The sequence below is a fragment of the Virgibacillus sp. NKC19-3 genome (assembly GCF_019837165.1).
GTDB lineage: Bacteria > Bacillota > Bacilli > Bacillales > Amphibacillaceae > Virgibacillus_L > Virgibacillus_L saliphilus.
In genome coordinates, this window is sequence record NZ_JAGYHC010000001.1 from 1,910,558 (window position 1) to 1,931,173 (window position 20,616).

Consider the following 20,616-nt stretch of genomic DNA (forward strand, 5'->3'; position numbering starts at 1 on the left):
TGTGACGTGCGTGATAAATTACTTATTATTGGTGAAAATAAAGACGCTTCATTGCGTAATGTAACATTTGAAGCAATTGCAGCTGCGAAAAAAATAAATGAAAGTAGCGAAATTGTTGGAGTCATACTTGGTGATGAAGATTTAACGAATCAGGCACAAGAAATGATCTATTATGGTGCAGATCGTGTAGTAACGGTGAAACATGATAATTTGAAATCATATACATCAGAAGGCTACGGACAAGCGTTAATGGCTGTTATCAATGAAGAATCTCCAGCGGGAATTGTGATGGGGCATACCGCTATAGGTAAGGATTTAACACCGAAGCTCGCGAACAAATTGGAAACCGGGTTGGTATCAGATGCGGTACAAATTGAAGCGGATGGGGATAAGGTAGAATTTATCAGACCCATTTATTCCGGTAAAGCATTTGAAAAGAAAATAATTACAGATGGTTTAACGTTTGTAACAATAAGACCTAATAATATTCCTGCGCTTGAACGTGATGAAACACGTACTGGAGATATAACGGAAAAGGATATCGATGTTACAGACATCCGGACTACTATTAAAGATGTAATCCGTAAAGCTTCTGAAGGGGTAGATTTATCTGAGGCAAATGTTATTGTTGCCGGGGGACGTGGCGTAAAAAGTGAAGAAGGATTTAAGCCATTATATGAATTAGCTGACGCGTTAGGAGGGGCAGTAGGTGCTTCACGTGGTGCATGTGATGCTCAGTATTGCGATTACTCTCTTCAAATTGGCCAAACCGGTAAAGTTGTAACACCTGATCTTTACATTGCTGTTGGAATTTCCGGAGCCATTCAGCATCTGGCTGGTATGTCCAATTCAAAGGTCATTGTAGCAATAAATAAAGATGCAGAATCAAATATCTTTAATGTTGCTGATTATGGTATTGTTGGTGATCTGTTTGAAATTATCCCTAAATTAACGGAAGAAATCAAAAAGGTAAACCAATAATTAAGTTCAAAGGGGGCCTGATCATTATTTGGTCAGGTCTTTTATCTTTGACTTTTTGTAAACATGGTTGCTTTTAAAACTGCGCGGCTGATGTGAAGTGTATTTTAACCTAGCGCTCCGGAAATATATTATGCTTTCCGCGGGAGGCTGGTGAGCTCGCGGAAAGCATCCACCCTTCACTGACCCGAACGGCGATTTTAGCGGATAGTAATTACGTCACAATTTCTATCTATAGCTCAAAAACAAGATTAAATAGATCCAGCGTTTTTGTTATTCGTATAAGCATTGTATTAGCGTGGATAGAATATCGATGATATACTCATGATAAGTTTTAAGATGAATAAGGAGGAATGAACGAATGGCTATCGTACATGTGTCAGATCAAGATTTCGCGAAGGAAACTTCTGAAGGATTGGTATTAGCTGACTTTTGGGCACCATGGTGCGGACCTTGTAAAATGATCGCACCAGTACTGGAAGAAATCGATGGCGAAATGGACGAAAAAGTTCAAATCGTTAAACTTGATGTAGATGAAAATCAGGAAACAGCTGGTAAATACGGTGTGATGAGTATTCCAACATTGTTACTATTCAAAGATGGTGACGTTGTAGATCAGGTTATCGGCTTCCAACCGAAAGAAGCACTTGTTGATTTAATTAACAAACATGCATAAAATATAATAATATAGCAAAATACGATGAATCCCTTGTTGCATCATGTAGCAAGGGATTATCTTTAGTTTATATATGAATAAAATCAAAAATAAAAGTCGTCCTCTTTTAAAGATAAATCCGAGGGAATGAGATACAATGAACGAAGTTATAAAAGAAAAATTAGCCATACTACCTGCCCAGCCAGGGTGTTACTTAATGAAAGACAAACAACATACAATTATATATGTGGGAAAGTCCAAGTTGTTAAGGAACCGTGTTCGTTCTTATTTCACAGGTGCTCACGATCGTAAAACGCAACGTTTAGTGCAAGAAATAGAGGATTTTGAGTACATTGTGACTACTTCAGAAATTGAAGCATTGATTCTGGAAATGAATTTAATAAAGAAATATGATCCAAAGTATAATGTGATGCTAAAGGATGATAAAACATACCCCTATTTAAAAATAACATCTGAGCGTCATCCTCGATTATTAATTACTCGGAATGTGAAGAAGGATAAAGGAAAATACTTTGGGCCATACCCAAATGTGATCGCCGCAAGAGAAACGAAGAGGTTACTCGATCGATTATATCCATTGAAGAAATGCAATAATCCGCCGGGCCGTCATTGTCTTTATTATCACATGGGGCAATGTTTAGCATGCAGTGAACATCCTCCTTCTGTGGAGACTTATAAAGCTATTTCACAACAAATCACCTCGTTTCTAAATGGGGGTTATAAAGAAATTAAGAAAGAATTAAACCAAAAAATGCATGAAGCTAGTGAAGAACTTAATTTTGAAAGGGCGAAAGAGCTACGAGACCAAGTACAACATATTGAAGTAGTCATGGAGCAACAAAAGATGACGTTAAATGATCGTTCCGACAGAGATGTTTTCGGTTACAGCTATGATAAGGGATGGATGTGTATTCAAACATTTTTTATTAGACAAGGAAATCTGATTGAGCGGGATGTAGCCATTTTTCCGTTTTTCGATGAGCCGGAAGAATCTTTTATTAGTTATATTGGTCGATTTTATCTTCATCAGAACCATCCGAAGCCAAAGCAAATATTGCTCCCGATCGGAGCAGATAATGAATTGGTAAAGGAATTGCTGGAGGTTGATGTTCATACACCATTTCGAGGGCGCAAAAAAGAATTGGTGGAGCTGGCAATGAAAAATGCAAAAATTGCTTTGGAAGAAAAATTTTCTTTAATTGAGCGGGATGAGGAAAAAACGGTACTGGCAGTGGAACAACTTGGAGATGTGCTCCATATTGAGACCCCAAAACGCATTGAGGCTTTTGATAATTCCAATATTCAAGGAGTGGATCCTGTTTCGGCCATGGTTGTTTTTATTGATGGTCGCCCAAATAAGAAGGAATACCGTAAGTATAAAATAAAAGATGTACAGGGACCAGATGACTATGAGACAATGCGGGAGGTTATTCGGAGGAGATACAAAAGAGTCTTAAAGGACAATTTGCCATTACCTGACCTTATCATGGTTGATGGTGGTAAAGGGCAAATGAGTGCGGCTCTAGATGTATTGGAAAATGAATTGGGGCTGGACATCCCTTTATGCGGATTGGCAAAGGATGATAAACACAGAACCAGTGAATTATTATACGGTGTACCACCAACGGTCATTCCATTATCAAGAAAATCCCAGGAATTTTATCTCGTGCAACGAATACAGGATGAGGTTCATAGATTCGCCATTTCCTTTCATCGTCAATTACGCGGTAAGAATCTTTTTCAGTCGGAATTAGACAAAATTCCAGGTGTTGGCCAAAAGCGCAGAAGATTATTATTAACGCATTTTAAATCCATCAATGAAATTAAAAATGCCTCGTTAACAGAGTTAACCAGGCTAGGCATCCCTACAGATATAGCGGAGTCTATCAGGATACATTTAAATGAAGAAAGATAGCTTTAGCTATCTTTCTTACTCTGTGTAAATTACTGTAAATTCAATTTGATGTATTTTGTGGTTGATTGCCTCTACACATTCACATTCTCTTTCATTTATCATTTGAATGGCTTCTGCCAAGAACCCCGCTTCTAAACGAAATTCTGTCTCAAATGAGGCGTTTAGTCGTTGCACTACTGCATCTGCCATTAGATGGAATACTAGCTCTTTTCTTTTCTCTTTTATCAGTTCCAAATTTCCCCAACCTAATTTATCGAAAATATAATAGATATCTTCGATCGCCTTTATATCCAGTTTTCTGGCTAGGTTTCTTCCCATGAAATATAAGAGCGTATTGGACTCTTTGCCTAATATTTCAGGTAAACTTATGTACCTGAGTACATCATAGCCGGCGCCGGCGGTATGTAATTCGTCAAGTTGAGAAACGGAAAGTGATTCCTTTTTTTGTGCCATGAATGCCATCCCTTCTTTATATAAAACTAACATTTCCTTTGCTATGTAGTAGTTTATTAGTATTATTATCTATATAATTAAGTGATTACGCAAGTATTCAAAGCATTTTTTTATTCTATTTAAATATAGCAAATATCTAATTATCTAAATTTAATGCCTGCTTTTCTTGACGCTAATTGGACTTAGAAGTACAATATATATGTCACAATTTGTACAATATCTGGCAGTATGAAGATGAAACGGTCTTGTACAATCCTATTTGTCTGGTATGTGTACAGAAATGAATATTCTAACTTGATAAGCTAAGGGGGGTAACACATGGCGGGACAACGTGAGTTTTATTACAGAAGGTTACACTCGCTATTAGGCGTGGTTCCAATTGGGATATTTCTGGTTCAGCATTTAATTGTGAACCATTTTGCTGTGTATGGGGAAGAAAGTTTCAACAAGGCAGCAGGTTTTATGGGAGGGCTTCCATTTGTGCTGTTGCTCGAAATTTTTGTGATTTATTTGCCGATACTATTCCATGCAGTACTAGGGGTTTATATTGTATTTGTAACACGGAATAATAAGAGAAGTTACGGCTATCTCCGTAACTGGTTATTCTACCTGCAACGCTTTACGGGAATTGTTACCTTAATATTTATTGTATGGCATGTATGGGAGACGCGTATACAAATCGGCATGGGTAACGTGGATTTGAATTATAGTCTAATGGAGGGCATTTTAACCAATCCGATTATGTTTTGGTTTTATGTTATTGGTGTTCTTTCAACGACATTTCATTTTGCAAACGGATTATGGAGTTTTTTAGTAACTTGGGGGATTACACAATCGCCAAAATCACAAAAAATATCTACATATGCAACATTAATCCTATTTCTTGGAATCAGTTATCTTGGCATAAGAACGCTAATTACATTTGCATACGGCGTATAATATTTCCTATATAAAAAAGGAGTGAGTAATACCATGAGTAATCGTAAAATCGCTGTCGTTGGTGGCGGGCTTGCCGGATTAATGGCAACAATAAAAGCAGCCGAGGCAGGCGTAAATGTAGACCTCTTTTCTATTGTACCTGTAAAACGTTCTCACTCTGTATGTGCGCAAGGCGGAATCAATGGTGCAGTAAACACAAAAGGTGAAGGAGATTCACCAGCTATTCATTTAGATGATACCGTTTATGGTGGTGACTTTTTAGCAAATCAACCACCGGTAAAAGCGATGACAGATGCAGCACCCAGTATTATAAATATGCTGGATCGAATGGGTGTTATGTTTAATCGTACACCAGAAGGGCTGTTGGATTTCCGTCGTTTCGGTGGAACGCAACTCCATCGTACAGCCTATGCAGGTGCAACTACAGGACAGCAGTTGTTATATGCACTGGATGAGCAGGTTCGCCGTTATGAGGTAGAGGGCCTGGTAACAAAATATGAAGGTTGGGAATTCCTCGGTGCCATCATCGATGAAGATGGTGTTGGGAAAGGAATTGTAGGGCAAAATGTTACAACACATGAAATAAAATCCTTCCCTTCAGATGCTACCATTTTTGCTACAGGTGGTCCTGGAATCATTTTTGGAAAATCAACAAACTCAATGATTAACACAGGATCCGCTGCTAGTACTTTGTATCAGCAAGGCGCAGCATATGCAAATGGGGAGTTTATTCAAATTCATCCAACAGCAATACCTGGAGATGACAAATTACGCCTTATGAGTGAATCAGCTCGTGGTGAAGGTGGACGTATTTGGACATATAAAGACGGGGAACCATGGTATTTTCTGGAAGAGAAGTACCCGGCATATGGTAATCTTGTACCTCGTGATATTGCAACAAGGGAGATATTTGATGTTTGTGTGAATCAGAAGCTTGGAATTAATGGTGAAAACATGGTTTATCTTGATCTATCACATAAAGATCCGAAAGAGCTGGACATTAAGCTTGGTGGGATTATCGAAATCTATGAAAAATTTGTAGGAGAAGATCCACGTAAAGTTCCTATGAAAATTTTCCCAGCTGTTCATTATTCGATGGGAGGATTATGGGTAGATTACAATCAAATGACAAGCATTCCTGGGATATTTGCTGCCGGGGAGTGTGACTATTCGCAACATGGAGGAAATCGCTTAGGTGCTAACTCCTTGCTATCTGCCATTCATGGTGGTAATGTCGCAGGACCTAGTGCCATTAAATATATTGACGGGCTAGAGACGCATGTTGAAGACCTTCCGTCTGATCTATTTGAAGCAAGAGAGAAAGAAGAACAAGAGAAGTTCGAATCTCTTATGAAAATGGACGGAAGTGAAAATGCCTACCGCCTTCACAAAGAGCTTGGAGAGTGGATGACAGACAACGTTACAGTAGTACGTGACAATGAAAAATTGTTGCAAACAGATGAAAAGATCGTTGAGCTTCTGGAACGCTGGGAGAATATTGGTGTAAATGATACAGCTCGCTGGAGTAATCAGGGCGTTATGTTTACACGTCAATTAAAAAACATGCTTCATTTAGCACGCGTAATCACTCTAGGGGCCTACAACCGTAATGAAAGTCGCGGAGCACATTACAAACCTGAATTCCCTGAACGTAATGATGAAGAATGGCTGAAAACGACAATTGCGAATTTTGATCATGAGACGGAATCTCCTGTAATAAGTTATGAAGAAGTTGATACATCATTGGTTAAACCTCGTAAGCGTGATTATTCTACATCAAAGTGAAGGGAGTAATGAATAATGGTTGAAGAACAAACAGTTACATTTATCATAACTAGACAAGATGATCCGGAATCAGCCCCGTATGAGGAAACGTTTAATGTTCCTTATCGTAAAAATATGAATGTCATTTCCGGATTAATGTCGATTCGAGAAAATCCAGTAAATGCAAATGGGGAAAAAACAGCTCCCGTTTATTGGGATATGAATTGCCTCGAAGAAGTCTGTGGTGCCTGTTCTATGGTTATTAATGGAACAGCCGCACAATCTTGTGCAGCCCTAGTTGATGATTTAGAGCAACCGATCCGTTTAGCACCAATGGATACATTCCCGGTGGTACGTGATTTAATTGTGGACCGGGAGCGCATGTTTGATGCGTTAAAACAGATTAAAGCATGGATTCCGATTGATGGTACCCATGATTTGGGTCCAGGTCCTCGTATGCCGGAGAAAAAACGCCAATGGGCCTACGAACTTTCAAAATGTATGAGTTGCGGGGTTTGCCTTGAGGCTTGCCCAAATGTGAATGATAAATCAAATTTCATCGGGCCTGCTGCTCTGTCACAAGTTCGTTTATTTAATTCACATCCAACAGGAGAAATGAATGCTAGTGAGAGATTAGAAGGTTTAATGGAAGAAGGCGGAATTGATGGTTGTGGGAATGCCCAAAACTGTGTTCAGGTTTGTCCAAAAGGTATTCCATTAACAACTTCCATTGCTGCAATGAATCGCTCAACAAATATTCAAGCATTCAAGAACTTCTTTGGAAGTGATCATGCACATTAATTTGTATACGATATAGATAGTAAAAAAACCGACTTCCAATTAAGGAAAGTCGGTTTTTTTAAAGCTTTAGTTCCCCCATGCGAAGAAGCTCAACTACTGCCTGAGAACGCCCCTTGACTCCTAATTTTTGCATAGCATTTGAAATGTGGTTACGGACAGTTTTTTCAGATATAAACAGATCCTGGGCAATTTCCTTTGTTGTTTTATCTTGAACCAAGAGTTCGAATACTTCTTTCTCACGCTTCGTTAATAATTGCTTCGGTTTATACGAATTGTCCTTCAAATGTTAACCCCTCCTTGCTGTCACAGAGCTGCAACTGAAGGGAAATTATTTAGTCTCTACAGTTTATGAAAACCTATAAAAATAGTGCGTGGATTTTTATGATACCCTCCCTCCTTTTTTGCAGTATACGTTTATCAAAAACCAAATCGTGAATCTTCCTAGAGGATAGAAACTGCGACGGGAATTGCACACTACGTTTGCAGTTTCTATTTTTTGTGTCACAAACAATCATTTTTAAGAAACGACATTATAAAATAAAAGGCTTTTTTGATATAATGATATAATAGTGGTGTGGGTAGTATATACTATCTGCATGCTTTACGCTTGCAAAAAGTTTATAGGGGGGATCTTTTGGATAATCACGTACCGACAGAAGCTATTGTAGATGTAGAAAAAAGGCTCAGATATATAGCCGGTGTTATTAAACAACATGGACGTAAAATATTAAACAACTATCCTATTACCTCTCCACAATTTGTTGCGATACAGTGGTTGATGGATGAAGGCGATTTAACAATTGGTGAGCTATCCAAGCGAATAAGTCTAGCTTTTAGTACAACAACAGATTTGGTGGATCGGATGGAAAAGAACAACCTTGTTGAGCGAGTTCGTGATTCAAATGATAAACGTGTTGTTCGAATTCATGTATTGGATAAGGGGAAAACCATTGTTCATGAAGTAATTGCGAAACGTCAGAAATACTTGGGTGAGGTTTTAGATAAGTTCTCTGATGGGCAAACGCAGGAATTAAGTGAGTTATTAGCATTTCTATATGATGAAATGAAAAGTGTAAATGAAAAATAATAGTATAGAAGAGGGATATGTTTGGAGCGAGCAATCGGCGTTATCGATTCCGGCGTTGGCGGCCTAACTGTAGTACATGAGCTTATGCGTCAACTGCCTAAAGAGAAATTAATTTATCTAGGAGATACAGCAAGATGTCCCTATGGTCCAAGATCAAAAGCAGAAGTACAAAAATTTACGTGGGAAATGGTAGAATTTTTGCTGGAAAAAGATATAAAAATGCTTGTTGTTGCATGTAATACCGCAACTGCGTTTACGTTAAAAGATTTACAGGATCGTTTACCTATTCCAGTTATCGGTGTCATTCAACCTGGTGCACGTGCTGCAATTAAATTTACAAAAAATAACCACGTTGGTGTGATCGGTACAGAAGGTACGATCAGAAGCGGGGCTTACACCAATGCATTGAAACATATTAAGTCCCAGATTCATGTAAATGCATTAGCTTGTCCCTTATTTGTACCAATGATTGAGCAGGGAATACTATATGGAGATCAGGCTGATAAAATTGTGGAAGATACATTAGAACCAATGAAAGTAAAGAATCACATGGATACATTAATCCTTGGGTGTACCCATTATCCATTGATAAAAAATACGATACAAGCAGTAATCGGCAATCAGGTGACTGTTATTTCATCAAGTGAAGAAACAGCTAGGGAAACAAGTACCATACTCGAGGTTCATCAATTAGTAAATAAGAGTGATCAGATCCCAGTGCATCAATTTTTCACGACGGGCGATATGGATATGTTTATCAAAATATCAGAAAGCATTTTTCAACACCCAACTTCCCACATGGTAACAATTAAAAAGGCAGCCATTGGTTAAAAAAGGAGTACCGGACTTTAGACATTTTACTTCATAAAAATTTGTTAGCTCGCGCAAGTACATCGTTGTTCTCATAAAAAATTTGTTAGGGTTGGTCTATTTTTATAAGGAAGCTCGTATATATACTAGTACAACCATCATAGGGGGGAATGACATGCACAAGCGCGGGATTCTTTTGACTGGAACGTTAACTGTCTCCATTATATTAACAGGATGTATGCAGGGGGAACAATCAATTGAGGAAATGGATCCACCTCAAGATGCAGAAGAAGTGAATAATACGGAAGATACGCCATCATCAAGTGAAGAAGCGGCTGAAGACGAAGATATTGCGGAAGAAGGGAATGCAGAAGAAGAAGCTTCTGAAACGGTGGCAAGAGAGCTGTATTTACTCGATGCCAATGGAATGGTTGCTTCCCAGACATTGGAATTACCAAACCCTGATTCAAAAGAAGTGGCAACACAAGTCATTGAGTATTTAGTGGAAGGTGGCCCTGTTACCTCGATGTTGCCAAATGGATTCCAAGCCGTTTTACCTGAAGGAACTGAAGTATTAGGCTTGGACCTGCAGGAGGATGGAACACTTACCGTTGACGTCTCCAGTGATTTTGAAAATTATGAAGCTGAAAATGAAGTGAAGATACTGGAGTCTATGACACACACATTAACACAATTTGAAAACGTGGAGAAAATACAGTTACAGATCGAAGGCGAAACGCAAGAAGAAATGCCAGTAAATGGAACACCAATTAAAGAGGGGTACTCCAGAGCAAATGGAATAAATATTACAAAAACAGATACGCTCGATTTACTGGATAGCCAAGCTGTAACGATGTATTACCCGGCAGAGCACAATGAAAATCGTTATTATGTACCTGTTACACAGTATGTGGAAGGGGAGAATGAAGAAATATTCGGCTCCATTGTTGAAGAAATGATTCAGGGGCCGGGATTAAATACAAATGTGACCCATGTTTTTAATCCTGAAACCCTATTAACAGATACACCAGTATTAGAAAATGGAGTACTTGAGTTAGTCTTTAACGAAGGAATACTTGCAGATCCGGAACAGGCGATGATTTCAGATGAAGTAATGGAGACAATCGTTCGAACATTAACAGAACAGCAAGATGTCGAAGCTGTTGATATAAAGGTAGAAAATGTAGAGCAATTGGTTAATGAAAATGGGGAAACGTATGATGAACCTGTTACCAAACAATCATTTTCACCTACGGAAAAGCTTTAAACGAAGGGGCTATACAACTTAGCCTCTTTTTTGCTTGGCAGATAAGAAAGTATAAAATACTTTCTTACTGCATAAGTGCGGGCTTTGATTGTCCCCTAAAGGCTTGGTGACAACCAAGTTTTCGAATACATAATTTGGTGTAGGTTTGGTAAAATTATGTTAAGCTAATGGGTGTAATAAGGAGGATTTATGAATGAGAAACGATGAGCGTCAACCAAATGATTTACGGTCGGTAACCATTACGTCAAATTACATTACGCATCCGGAAGGCTCTGTTTTAATCGAGGTGGGGGACACGAAGGTGATTTGTAATGCAAGCATCGAGGAGAGGGTTCCTCCGTTTATGCGCGGTCAGGGAAAGGGATGGATTACGGCTGAATATGCAATGCTTCCAAGGGCTACAGCACAACGGAATATCAGAGAGTCATCCAAAGGGAAAGTCAGTGGCAGAACAATGGAAATACAACGATTAATCGGCAGAGCTCTACGTTCGATTGTTGACTTAGATAAAATAGGAGAACGAACCATTTGGGTTGATTGTGATGTTATCCAGGCGGACGGTGGTACAAGAACGGCATCGATTACCGGTGCATTTGTAGCGGTTGTTCTAGCATTTGGAAAATTACTGGACAAGGGAACAATCAAAAAAATGCCTGTAACTGATTTTTTAAGTGCAATTTCTGTAGGAATTTTACCGGATGGAATGGAAATTCTGGACTTGAATTATGAAGAAGATTCTCGGGCTTACGTCGACATGAACATTGTTATGACAGGATCCGGGGAGTTCGTTGAAATTCAGGGCACTGGAGAGGAAGCAACGTTTTCAGGCAGTCAATTACAAACGATGCTTCAGCTTGCAAATGAAGGTTTAGATCAAATTACCAAAAAGCAAAAAGAAGTAATAGGCGATTTATCGAAACGGATAGGTGAAACTATTATATAGGAGAATAAGAATGAAACAAGTCATTATAGCAACCAAAAATCGTGGGAAAGCGACAGAATTTAAAGATTTCTTTGCAGTATATGGTATAGAAGCCGTTTCTTTGTTGGATTTAAAGAGAGATATCCCTGATGTCGAAGAAACCGGCATAACATTTGAAGAAAATGCTGTTTTAAAAGCTGAAGAAATAGCAGCTAGATTATCGTCGCCTGTTTTGGCAGATGATTCAGGATTAATGGTTGATGCTTTAAATGGCAGGCCGGGTGTTTATTCAGCAAGATATGCAGGAGAGCCAAAAGATGATCAGGCGAACATCGACAAATTATTGGGTGAATTACGTACAGTGCCGGAAGCGGAACGAACAGCAAGATTTGTTTCTGTCATAGCAATTGCCATACCAGGTGAAAAGACGATCATTCGTAAAGGTTATTGTGAAGGAAGCATTGCATTTTCCCAAACGGGGGAAAATGGTTTTGGATATGATCCCATTTTTATTCCTGAACATTACATAAAAACAATGGCACAGCTTTCAAAAGACGAAAAGAACCGGATAAGTCATCGAAAAAATGCGATTGCGCTTCTGGAGGAATCGATAAAAACAATTGCTGGGAGGGGCTCTGAATGACCAAGGTTTTAATACTTAGTGATAGCCATGGGCTACGTGATCAAATTACAGAAATAAAAGAACGTCATCATTTAAAACACATGATTCATTGCGGTGACTCTGAATTAGACATGGATGCCATGGAGTTAGATGGATTTATTAAAGTGGGAGGAAATACGGATCATGATACCCGGTTTCCTGAAGAACAAATATTAACTATCGATGGACTCTCTTTCTTTGTCACTCATGGACACCTTCATCAAGTGAAGGCAAATTTGATGACGATAGGGTACCGGGCGGAAGAAATGAATGCCAAGGTTATTTGTTTTGGACACACCCATATCGCTGGTGCAGAGCAAATAGGTGAGCAACTTTTTATCAATCCGGGAAGTATACGATTGCCTAGAAATCGTTCAGAGAAGACATATGCTATCATGGAATTTGATCGTACAGATGATATCACAGTTACTTTCCATACGGTTGATAGAGGAGATATTGTAGAGGAATTAACATATCATGCTTCATTATAAGGGTGTGTTCAAAAGGAGGTTAAAAGGGGCCAAGAAGTTCGAAGGGGAGAAACAAGCGTTTGTGTGAACATTGAAGCGTCGTTTTCACCGGACTTTTGAACACCTCTATAAAGCAATGAGCTTGTCGATATGATTCGACAAGCTATGCTTTTAAACTTTTTCCGGATAAACTATTGACAAAAAAAAGCTCAATGCATATAATAAATCTTGTTCGTTAAAATTATCGATATAAATATTCTAATACTGTGCGGGTGTAGTTTAGTGGTAAAACCTCAGCCTTCCAAGCTGATGACGAGGGTTCGATTCCCTTCACCCGCTTCATTTACATAAATATGTCCCAGTAGCTCAGCTGGATAGAGCAACAGCCTTCTAAGCTGTGGGTCGCAGGTTCGAATCCTGCCTGGGACATCATCAAGAGAAACCTATAAAATTGAAATAGGTTTCTCTTTTTTATCATTTTTAGGTTTCATTAAACAGGAGTATGGGAAAATAGCTGAAGACATCATGTACAATTTAAAAAAGAGAGAGGTGAATAAATGCAAAATAAATCCGATCAAGATAATGTTATTTTATTTCCTAAATGGAAAACATTATTGGAAGAAGAAAGTCTGCAAGCACTTAAAGAAAAAAGATACGAAGAAGCCTTGTCCAAATTAAATAAATTATTAAGCTATCAAGTGAATAGCTATGAGATTGTTATTGGCAAATTAATTAGTTTAATGGAACTAGGACGTTACGGGGAAGCTCAAGATATCTGCGAAGAATTGTTACAACATAGACATAAAGATGAAAGCTATTACCATTATGTACATATTTATTTAACATTATTATTTCAGACAAGCCAATATGAGCTGTTAATGGAACAAGTAGTTTATGAATATGAAAATAATGCTATCCCATCTACGGTGAAAGAACAATTTCAGCAACTTTATGATATGAGTGAAAAAATGCAAAACGATCTGTTTATTGAAAAATCGACGGCATATTTGGACGAGCTTATTTCTGCCTTTTACGAAAATGATCATAGAGAACAATGGCGGCTGATTGAAAGCTTAAGAAAGACGAAATCTAGTCCAACCAATACCATTATCAAATTTTTAGTAAATGAAAATGTTCATCCTGTTACGAAAACAGCCATTTTTCATTGGTTACAGGATCATGAAATTACACATGAGGTGGATATACATAAATTAGGTTTACAGCTACGTGTTAAACCGGTTGATGTTACGGATATAAAATCACATCAACTGTTTAAACAGCTCGTGCTAATGATTAGTGGACTGGAACAAAAAGACCCCACTTTATTTCATTTATTACATCAACTTCTTTATCGATATACATATGTGCGTTATCCGATCATGCCCCGGATGGAGGATGTTAAGCTTATAGCAGAAGCTTTAAAAATCACAGGGGAATCGTATTTAAATATACATACGAATACTGGCGAGAAGCGAAGCGAAGATGTTAATCGATATATGGAAGAAATCAAACTTTGTGAAACCTTGTATCTGGGTATAATTGAAGAATAAATGAGCACATAGCTATAAATCCTTGAAAGGCCCAGTAATTATGTTATAATGAGATGGTTGAAAATGTGATCATTATATGTTAAATAATGAACGTTAAAAAGGAATGGATATCAATAGATTTTGGAGGGAATTTTTATGGTAGCAAAATGGGAACAACAAGAAGGAAATACTGGTGTATTAACATTTGGAGTTACTGCAGATGAATTTGAAACAGCATTAGATCAAGCGTTTAAAAAAGTTAGGAAAGACATTGAACTTCCTGGATTTCGTAAAGGAAAAATTCCACGTAAACTTTTTGAGAGCCGTTTTGGTGTAGAGTCCTTGTATCAGGACGCAGTAGATCTCATTCTTCAAGATGCTTATCGCAAGGCAATTGATGAGACAGGAATTCAGCCAATTGAACAACCAGAAGTGGATATTGAAACACTTGAAAGAGGGAAAGATGTTGTTTTTACAGCGAATGTAAATGTAAAACCGGAAGCAACTCTTGGTCAGTATAAAGGGTTAGAAGTGGAAGAACAATCCTCAGAAGTAACGGATGAAGAAGTGGATGAAGCGATAGAGAAACTTCAACAAGAGCATGTTGAGCTGGTAGTAAAAGAAGAAGGAACCATTGAAGAAGGCGATACGGTCGTGATGGATTTTGAAGGTTTCATGGACGGCGAACCTTTTGAGGGAGGAAAAGCTGAAAACCATTCCCTTGAGATTGGCTCAGGTCAATTTATTCCAGGATTTGAAGAACAACTAATTGGTAAGGACCTCGATGCAGAGACTAGTATCAATTTGACATTTCCAGAAGACTATCATGCAGAGGAATTAGCCGGAAAAGAAGCTACATTTCAGGTGAAGATTCATGAAGTTAAATATAAAGAATTTCCGGAACTGGATGATGAATTCGCAAAAGATGTCGATGAAGAAGCGGAAACGCTTGATGAATTGAAACAAAAGAAAAGAGAAGAACTAGAGTCACAAAAAGAACAGGAAGCTGAAAGGCAAAAACGTGATACCCTGCTTGAAAAAGCAGCAGAAAATACGCAAGTAGAAATACCTGATGCAATGGTAGATACAGAGCTGGATCAAATGATTAAAGAATTTGAACAACAGTTGCAGCAGCAGGGAATGACGATGGAAATGTATACACAATTCTCTGGGCAGGATGAAGACGCAATGAAAGAGCAAATGAGAGAAGATGCGGAAAAACGTGTTAAAACAAATCTTACACTAGAAGCGATTGTTCATGCAGAAAATCTGGAAGCAACCGATGAAGATGTGGATGCAGAACTGGATAACATGGCAGGTATGTACGGCATCGAGAAAGATCAATTAAAACAAATATTAGGTGGAAATGCTGAAGCAATTAAAGAGGATTTGAAATTCAAAAAAGCACTTGATTTCCTAGTCGAACAAAGTAAAACTGTAGAATAACTAACATATGTTTATTTACAGGTGAATATGGTAAATACTAACAAGATGCAGACGTCCCGCATCTTGTTTCCCTTTTATTAGAAGAAGTTGTCCGCCTATTATGCTTTTTTAGTATAGTGGTTTAAATGTTACAAATGCACGATTTTATTTTAGAAAGTAACATATAGTAAGTAATAAGGTTTGACTTTTTCATACCGTCAGATAGTATAAGGTTATGAGTGCGAGATTGATACGTTGTCTGAACATCTTCTCGTAGATACCAAATATGGGAATGTCTTTTGTTTTGTTTTTTAATTTTGATCTGATATGATGACTTTAAAGTTGAATTCTAAAGTGAAACTTAGGAGTAGATCTAAACTTTTAGGGGTGAGATTACATGCGTAAGTATAATGAAGAAAAAGGACAGTTGAAATGTTCCTTTTGTGGAAAGAGTCAGGATCAGGTTCGTAAGCTAGTAGCCGGTCCAGGCGTATATATATGTGATGAATGTATTGAACTTTGCACAGAAATCGTTGAGGAAGAACTGGGAACGGAAGAAGAAGTAGAATTAAAAGAAATTCCGAAGCCAAGGGAAATTATGGAAACATTGGATGATTATGTTATTGGTCAGGATAAGGCTAAGAAAAATTTATCAGTAGCGGTTTATAATCATTACAAACGTGTTAACAGCCCATCAAATTCTGATGATGTGGAAATTGCCAAGAGTAACATTGCAATGCTCGGGCCAACAGGCAGTGGTAAAACATTGTTGGCACAAACATTAGCACGTATTATTAATGTACCGTTTGCAATGGCAGATGCAACTTCTTTAACAGAGGCCGGATATGTAGGTGAGGATGTTGAAAATATCCTTTTAAAACTGATACAGGCAGCTGATTATGATGTTGAAAAGGCTGAAAAAGGTATTATTTATATCGATGAAATTGATAAGGTTGCACGTAAGTCAGAAAATCCTTCCATTACTCGTGATGTTTCGGGGGAAGGTGTACAACAGGCGTTGCTTAAAATCATTGAAGGTACTGTAGCAAGTGTCCCTCCACAGGGAGGAAGGAAGCATCCACATCAGGAATTCATTCAAATCGATACAACGAATGTTCTATTCATTGTTGGTGGTGCATTTGATGGTATCGATCAAATTGTTAAACGCAGACTTGGCCAAACTGTTATTGGATTTGGTGGTTCCAATGATAAGGCTCAAGATATGGGAGTAGGAGAATTACTTCAAAAAGTATTACCAGAGGATCTTCTGAGCTATGGCCTTATCCCGGAATTTATTGGAAGAATTCCGGTTGTGGGAAGTTTGGAACCGCTGGATGAACATGCATTGGTAGAAATTCTAACAAAACCGAAAAATGCACTCGTAAAACAATATGAGAAGTTGTTTGAAATGGACGATGTTGAATTAGAATTTGAAGAAGAAGCGCTTATAGAAATAGCTAAAAAAGCAATCGAACGTAAAACGGGGGCTCGTGGTCTACGTTCTATTATTGAAAGCATTATTCTTGATGTCATGTTTGAGTTACCATCACGAGAAGATATAGATAAATGTGTGATAACCGCAAACACGGTTAACGAAGAAAATGGCAGCCCTAAGCTTATTTTTAGAGATGGGACTGTACGAGAAGGAAATAATACACTTCCGAAAGAGAGCGCCTAAAAAGCTTTCGATTGATATCTGGGACTGACTGGGCATAATTCCTCATTTATACATGTTAGTGCAGGAAGTAATGCGTTTGGTCAGTCCCTTTTTTTATTATTTTTTAATACATAAAAAAGAGAATATCAGGTATAATGAAAAAGATAAGTGTGCTATATTTTTCCATATATATTTACAAATGAATTAGTTTTCTTTAAACTTTAAGGACATATGCAAGTATAAATAATAATACATACCATGGAGGTACATACGATGGCAAAAGAAACTACCCAGGTTCCCCTCCTTCCATTACGCGGATTACTTGTATTTCCGTCAATGGTCTTGCACCTTGATGTAGGCAGAGATAAGTCTGTAGCAGCATTGGAACAAGCAATGATGGGTGATCAGACCATATTTCTAGCAGCCCAAAAAAAGGTTAGTCTGGAAGAGCCTGAATCCAAAGATATTTATCAGATCGGAACATTAGCAAAAGTAAATCAAATGCTCAAACTCCCAAATGGTACACTCCGAATTCTAGTGGAAGGAATACATCGTGGAGAAATAATCCAATATATGGAAAACGAACAAGAATTTGTCGTAGAGATTGAAAAAATCGAGGATATTCACGGGAAAACAAACGAAGAAGAAGCGCTAATGCGTACGTTACTAGAACAATTTGAGCAATACATAAAGCTTTCCAAAAAAATTACACAAGAGACTTTTGCGACTGTATCTGATATTGAGGAACCGGGAAGACTGGCAGATATTATCACATCCCATCTATCTTTAAAAATAAAAGATAAACAAGAATTGTTGGAAACGAAAGATATCAAACAAAGACTAAACACCCTTATTAAATTGATTTCCAATGAACAACAGGTACTTGACTTGGAGCAAAAGATAGGGCAGCGTGTAAAAGGCTCGATGGAAAAGACGCAAAAGGAATATTATTTACGTGAGCAATTAAAAGCTATTCAAAAAGAGCTTGGTGAAAAAGAAGGTAAAACAAGCGAGATTGGTCAATTAGACGAAAAAATTGAACTCTCCGATATGCCTGATTCAATAAAGAAAGTAGCGAAAAAAGAACTGGGAAGATACGAGAAAGTACCACAAAGTTCTGCGGAAAGTTCCGTCATCCGTAACTATTTAGAATGGCTTATTGCATTACCATGGACACAGAAAACAAAAGATACGATTGAGATTCACAAAGCAGAGAAAATCCTGAATGCTGATCATTATGGTCTAGACAAAGTGAAAGAACGTATATTAGAATATTTAGCTGTGCAGAAGCTTACCAATTCTATCAAGGGGCCCATACTTTGTTTGGTCGGTCCCCCGGGGGTAGGGAAAACATCATTGGCTAAATCCATTGCACGTTCGATAAACAGGAATTTTGTCCGAATTTCATTAGGTGGCGTTCGTGATGAGGCAGAGATAAAAGGGCATCGTAGAACGTATATAGGTGCAATGCCCGGCAGAATTATTCAGGGCATGAAAAAAGCAGAAACAATCAACCCGGTGTTCCTACTGGATGAAATCGATAAGATGTCAAATGATTTTCGTGGAGACCCATCATCAGCGATGCTTGAAGTGTTGGATCCGGAACAAAACAGTAACTTCAGCGATCATTTTATTGAAGAAACATATGACCTGTCCAATGTTCTATTTGTTGCAACCGCAAACTATGTCACTAATATACCAGGCCCATTACTAGATCGAATGGAGCTTATTTCCATCGCTGGTTATACAGAACTAGAAAAGCTGCACATTGCTAAAGAACATTTATTAAACAAACAATTAAAAGAAAACGGATTGAAAAAAGCAAACCTACAGCTGCGCGATGATGCCATGCTAAAGCTCATTCGCACATATACACGTGAAGCAGGTGTTAGAAATCTGGAACGACAGCTCGCTACATTGTGCAGAAAAGCTGCTAAAATCATTATCTCCGGTGAGAAGAAACGAGTCATTGTTACGGAGAAGAGTCTTGAAGATTTACTCGGCAAGCCGCTATACCGCTATGGCTTGATGGAACAAGAGGACCAGGTTGGCGCGGCGACAGGTTTGGCTTATACAGCAGCGGGTGGTGACACCTTATCCATTGAGGTTTCCCACTACCCTGGTAAAGGAAAACTTACCTTGACGGGTAAACTTGGAGATGTTATGCAGGAGTCTGCACAGGCGGCTTTTAGCTATATTCGGTCAAGAGCCAGAGAGTTACATATTGCGCCAGATTTTTATGAAACCTATGATATGCATATCCATGTCCCTGAAGGAGCGACCCCCAAAGATGGCCCTTCAGCAGGCATCACGATGGCAACAGCTCTTGTGTCCGCACTCACAGGAAGAGCAGTAAAAAAAGAGGTTGGTATGACTGGTGAAATTACACTACGTGGACGTGTACTGCCGATTGGCGGATTAAAGGAAAAATCGCTAAGTGCCCATCGAGCTGGAATATCTACCATTATTATACCTGAGGAAAATGAAAAAGATATTGATGATATACCGGAAAGTGTACGTAATGATTTAACCTTTATCAAGGTAGGACATTTAGATCAAGTTCTGGAACATGCACTTGTGGAGGAAGAAAATGAAAGTAACTAATGCGGAAATCATCATTAGCGCCGTTAGTCAGAAGCAATATCCCAACGCCCGTCTACCGGAGATTGCACTAGCAGGACGTTCGAATGTAGGCAAATCATCATTCATTAACAAACTGATTAATCGTAAAAATTTAGCAAGAACCTCATCAACACCTGGTAAGACACAGACATTAAACTTTTATAAAATAAATGATGCTTTCTACTTTGTCGATGTACCGGGGTATGGCTATGCCAAAGTATCGAAAAAGGAACGTGAGAAATGGGGCCAAATGATGGAGGAGTATTTTCAAACGAGAGGCACGTTAAAGGCTGCTGTATTGATTACGGATATCCGTCATGAGCCAACGGATGCAGACGCACAAATGTATGATTTCTTAAAGTACTTTGAGTTTCCTGTACTTGTTGTTGCTACAAAGCTAGATAAAATTGCCAAAAACAAAAGACAGCAGTATCTAAAACGGACAAAAGAAACATTGCAAATGGAACCAGAAGATGAACTGTTACCTTTCTCCGCCGAAACCGGCGAGGGAAAAGACGAAGCTTGGCGTTTCATGAAAAAATATCTAACATAAAAAGATAAGCTCCCTCGTTTGCGATGTAATACTATCCAACAGGGAGCTTATCTTATTTTCGCTCATTTCAAAGCACCGCCACCTTTA

The 20,616-nt window shown here is 38.4% G+C and carries 19 protein-coding genes and 2 tRNA genes; 19 read left to right on the forward strand and 2 right to left on the reverse strand.

What is annotated here, in order from left to right; genetic code table 11:
• Positions 1–6 precede the first annotated feature (6 nt).
• The 3 genes from KFZ56_RS09140 to uvrC all read left to right on the forward strand — a co-directional run bounded on the left by KFZ56_RS09140 (position 7) and on the right by uvrC (position 3,569).
• Positions 7–981, forward strand: a complete 975-nt coding sequence (locus KFZ56_RS09140) for an electron transfer flavoprotein subunit alpha/FixB family protein (RefSeq protein WP_222641653.1) — start codon at positions 7–9, stop codon at positions 979–981.
• A 358-nt stretch (positions 982–1,339) separates the two neighbouring features.
• On the forward strand, positions 1,340–1,654 hold the full coding sequence (gene trxA / locus KFZ56_RS09145; RefSeq protein WP_222641654.1) for a thioredoxin: 315 nt from the start codon (positions 1,340–1,342) through the stop codon (positions 1,652–1,654).
• Positions 1,655–1,790: 136 nt separating this feature from the next.
• Entirely contained in the window at positions 1,791–3,569 is a 1,779-nt protein-coding gene (gene uvrC, locus KFZ56_RS09150; RefSeq protein ID WP_222641655.1) for an excinuclease ABC subunit UvrC, read from the forward strand.
• 15 nt (positions 3,570–3,584) lie between these two features.
• On the opposite strand, the gene KFZ56_RS09155 is transcribed toward uvrC, so the two are convergent.
• Positions 3,585–4,022, reverse strand: coding sequence for a YslB family protein (locus KFZ56_RS09155; protein ID WP_222641656.1), 438 nt, complete (start codon positions 4,020–4,022; stop codon positions 3,585–3,587).
• 318 nt (positions 4,023–4,340) lie between these two features.
• On the opposite strand from KFZ56_RS09155, the gene KFZ56_RS09160 reads away from it, so the two are divergent.
• The 3 genes from KFZ56_RS09160 to sdhB are packed head-to-tail and all read left to right on the forward strand — an operon-like array spanning position 4,341 to position 7,526.
• Entirely contained in the window at positions 4,341–4,961 is a 621-nt protein-coding gene (locus KFZ56_RS09160; RefSeq protein WP_222641657.1) for a succinate dehydrogenase cytochrome b558 subunit, read from the forward strand.
• A 33-nt stretch (positions 4,962–4,994) separates the two neighbouring features.
• Positions 4,995–6,746 (forward strand): succinate dehydrogenase flavoprotein subunit, encoded by a 1,752-nt coding sequence (gene sdhA, locus KFZ56_RS09165; RefSeq protein ID WP_222641658.1) that lies wholly within the window; start codon positions 4,995–4,997, stop codon positions 6,744–6,746.
• Between the two features lie 15 nt (positions 6,747–6,761).
• The gene (gene sdhB, locus KFZ56_RS09170; protein ID WP_222641659.1) at positions 6,762–7,526 is read left to right on the forward strand and encodes a succinate dehydrogenase iron-sulfur subunit; all 765 of its coding nucleotides are present in this window, start codon (positions 6,762–6,764) and stop codon (positions 7,524–7,526) included.
• A gap of 58 nt (positions 7,527–7,584) precedes the next feature.
• On the opposite strand, the gene KFZ56_RS09175 is transcribed toward sdhB, so the two are convergent.
• Positions 7,585–7,809, reverse strand: coding sequence for a helix-turn-helix domain-containing protein (locus tag KFZ56_RS09175; protein WP_222641660.1), 225 nt, complete (start codon positions 7,807–7,809; stop codon positions 7,585–7,587).
• A 351-nt stretch (positions 7,810–8,160) separates the two neighbouring features.
• Here KFZ56_RS09175 and KFZ56_RS09180 point away from each other — a divergent pair, with 351 nt between their 5' ends.
• From KFZ56_RS09180 to yihA, 13 genes are all read left to right on the forward strand, one after another.
• Positions 8,161–8,613 (forward strand): MarR family winged helix-turn-helix transcriptional regulator, encoded by a 453-nt coding sequence (locus KFZ56_RS09180; protein WP_222641661.1) that lies wholly within the window; start codon positions 8,161–8,163, stop codon positions 8,611–8,613.
• Between the two features lie 21 nt (positions 8,614–8,634).
• The gene (gene racE / locus KFZ56_RS09185; RefSeq protein WP_222641662.1) at positions 8,635–9,444 is read left to right on the forward strand and encodes a glutamate racemase; all 810 of its coding nucleotides are present in this window, start codon (positions 8,635–8,637) and stop codon (positions 9,442–9,444) included.
• A 154-nt stretch (positions 9,445–9,598) separates the two neighbouring features.
• Positions 9,599–10,690, forward strand: coding sequence for a GerMN domain-containing protein (locus KFZ56_RS09190; protein WP_222641663.1), 1,092 nt, complete (start codon positions 9,599–9,601; stop codon positions 10,688–10,690).
• Between the two features lie 193 nt (positions 10,691–10,883).
• Positions 10,884–11,633, forward strand: coding sequence for a ribonuclease PH (gene rph, locus KFZ56_RS09195; protein WP_222641664.1), 750 nt, complete (start codon positions 10,884–10,886; stop codon positions 11,631–11,633).
• Between the two features lie 10 nt (positions 11,634–11,643).
• Positions 11,644–12,255, forward strand: a complete 612-nt coding sequence (locus KFZ56_RS09200) for an XTP/dITP diphosphatase (protein WP_222641665.1) — start codon at positions 11,644–11,646, stop codon at positions 12,253–12,255.
• Entirely contained in the window at positions 12,252–12,764 is a 513-nt protein-coding gene (locus tag KFZ56_RS09205) for a metallophosphoesterase family protein (protein WP_222641666.1), read from the forward strand. Before KFZ56_RS09200 ends, KFZ56_RS09205 begins: the two co-directional genes overlap by 4 nt.
• 247 nt (positions 12,765–13,011) lie before the next feature.
• Positions 13,012–13,082: transfer RNA gene (locus KFZ56_RS09210), tRNA-Gly, on the forward strand.
• A 16-nt stretch (positions 13,083–13,098) separates the two neighbouring features.
• Positions 13,099–13,172 (forward strand) — tRNA-Arg (locus tag KFZ56_RS09215).
• 128 nt (positions 13,173–13,300) lie between these two features.
• Positions 13,301–14,293, forward strand: coding sequence for a tetratricopeptide repeat protein (locus KFZ56_RS09220; RefSeq protein WP_222641667.1), 993 nt, complete (start codon positions 13,301–13,303; stop codon positions 14,291–14,293).
• Positions 14,294–14,428: 135 nt separating this feature from the next.
• On the forward strand, positions 14,429–15,718 hold the full coding sequence (gene tig / locus KFZ56_RS09225; protein WP_222641668.1) for a trigger factor: 1,290 nt from the start codon (positions 14,429–14,431) through the stop codon (positions 15,716–15,718).
• Between the two features lie 376 nt (positions 15,719–16,094).
• Entirely contained in the window at positions 16,095–17,375 is a 1,281-nt protein-coding gene (gene clpX, locus KFZ56_RS09230) for an ATP-dependent protease ATP-binding subunit ClpX (RefSeq protein ID WP_222641669.1), read from the forward strand.
• Positions 17,376–17,627: 252 nt separating this feature from the next.
• On the forward strand, positions 17,628–19,958 hold the full coding sequence (lon, locus tag KFZ56_RS09235; protein WP_222641670.1) for an endopeptidase La: 2,331 nt from the start codon (positions 17,628–17,630) through the stop codon (positions 19,956–19,958).
• Entirely contained in the window at positions 19,945–20,529 is a 585-nt protein-coding gene (gene yihA, locus KFZ56_RS09240) for a ribosome biogenesis GTP-binding protein YihA/YsxC (protein ID WP_222641671.1), read from the forward strand. Before lon ends, yihA begins: the two co-directional genes overlap by 14 nt.
• Positions 20,530–20,616 lie beyond the last annotated feature (87 nt).

Bases quoted from the DNA above. Each gene is read 5' to 3' on its own strand.
- trxA (WP_222641654.1), top strand. From the start codon at position 1,340: ATGGCTATCGTACATGTGTCAGATCAAGATTTCGCGAAGGAAACTTCT.
- uvrC (WP_222641655.1), top strand. From the start codon at position 1,791: ATGAACGAAGTTATAAAAGAAAAATTAGCCATACTACCTGCCCAGCCA.
- KFZ56_RS09155 (WP_222641656.1), bottom strand. From the start codon at position 4,022: ATGGCACAAAAAAAGGAATCACTTTCCGTTTCTCAACTTGACGAATTA.
- KFZ56_RS09160 (WP_222641657.1), top strand. From the start codon at position 4,341: ATGGCGGGACAACGTGAGTTTTATTACAGAAGGTTACACTCGCTATTA.
- sdhA (WP_222641658.1), top strand. From the start codon at position 4,995: ATGAGTAATCGTAAAATCGCTGTCGTTGGTGGCGGGCTTGCCGGATTA.
- sdhB (WP_222641659.1), top strand. From the start codon at position 6,762: ATGGTTGAAGAACAAACAGTTACATTTATCATAACTAGACAAGATGAT.
- KFZ56_RS09190 (WP_222641663.1), top strand. From the start codon at position 9,599: ATGCACAAGCGCGGGATTCTTTTGACTGGAACGTTAACTGTCTCCATT.
- rph (WP_222641664.1), top strand. From the start codon at position 10,884: ATGAGAAACGATGAGCGTCAACCAAATGATTTACGGTCGGTAACCATT.
- KFZ56_RS09200 (WP_222641665.1), top strand. From the start codon at position 11,644: ATGAAACAAGTCATTATAGCAACCAAAAATCGTGGGAAAGCGACAGAA.
- KFZ56_RS09205 (WP_222641666.1), top strand. From the start codon at position 12,252: ATGACCAAGGTTTTAATACTTAGTGATAGCCATGGGCTACGTGATCAA.
- KFZ56_RS09220 (WP_222641667.1), top strand. From the start codon at position 13,301: ATGCAAAATAAATCCGATCAAGATAATGTTATTTTATTTCCTAAATGG.
- tig (WP_222641668.1), top strand. From the start codon at position 14,429: ATGGTAGCAAAATGGGAACAACAAGAAGGAAATACTGGTGTATTAACA.
- clpX (WP_222641669.1), top strand. From the start codon at position 16,095: ATGCGTAAGTATAATGAAGAAAAAGGACAGTTGAAATGTTCCTTTTGT.
- lon (WP_222641670.1), top strand. From the start codon at position 17,628: ATGGCAAAAGAAACTACCCAGGTTCCCCTCCTTCCATTACGCGGATTA.
- yihA (WP_222641671.1), top strand. From the start codon at position 19,945: ATGAAAGTAACTAATGCGGAAATCATCATTAGCGCCGTTAGTCAGAAG.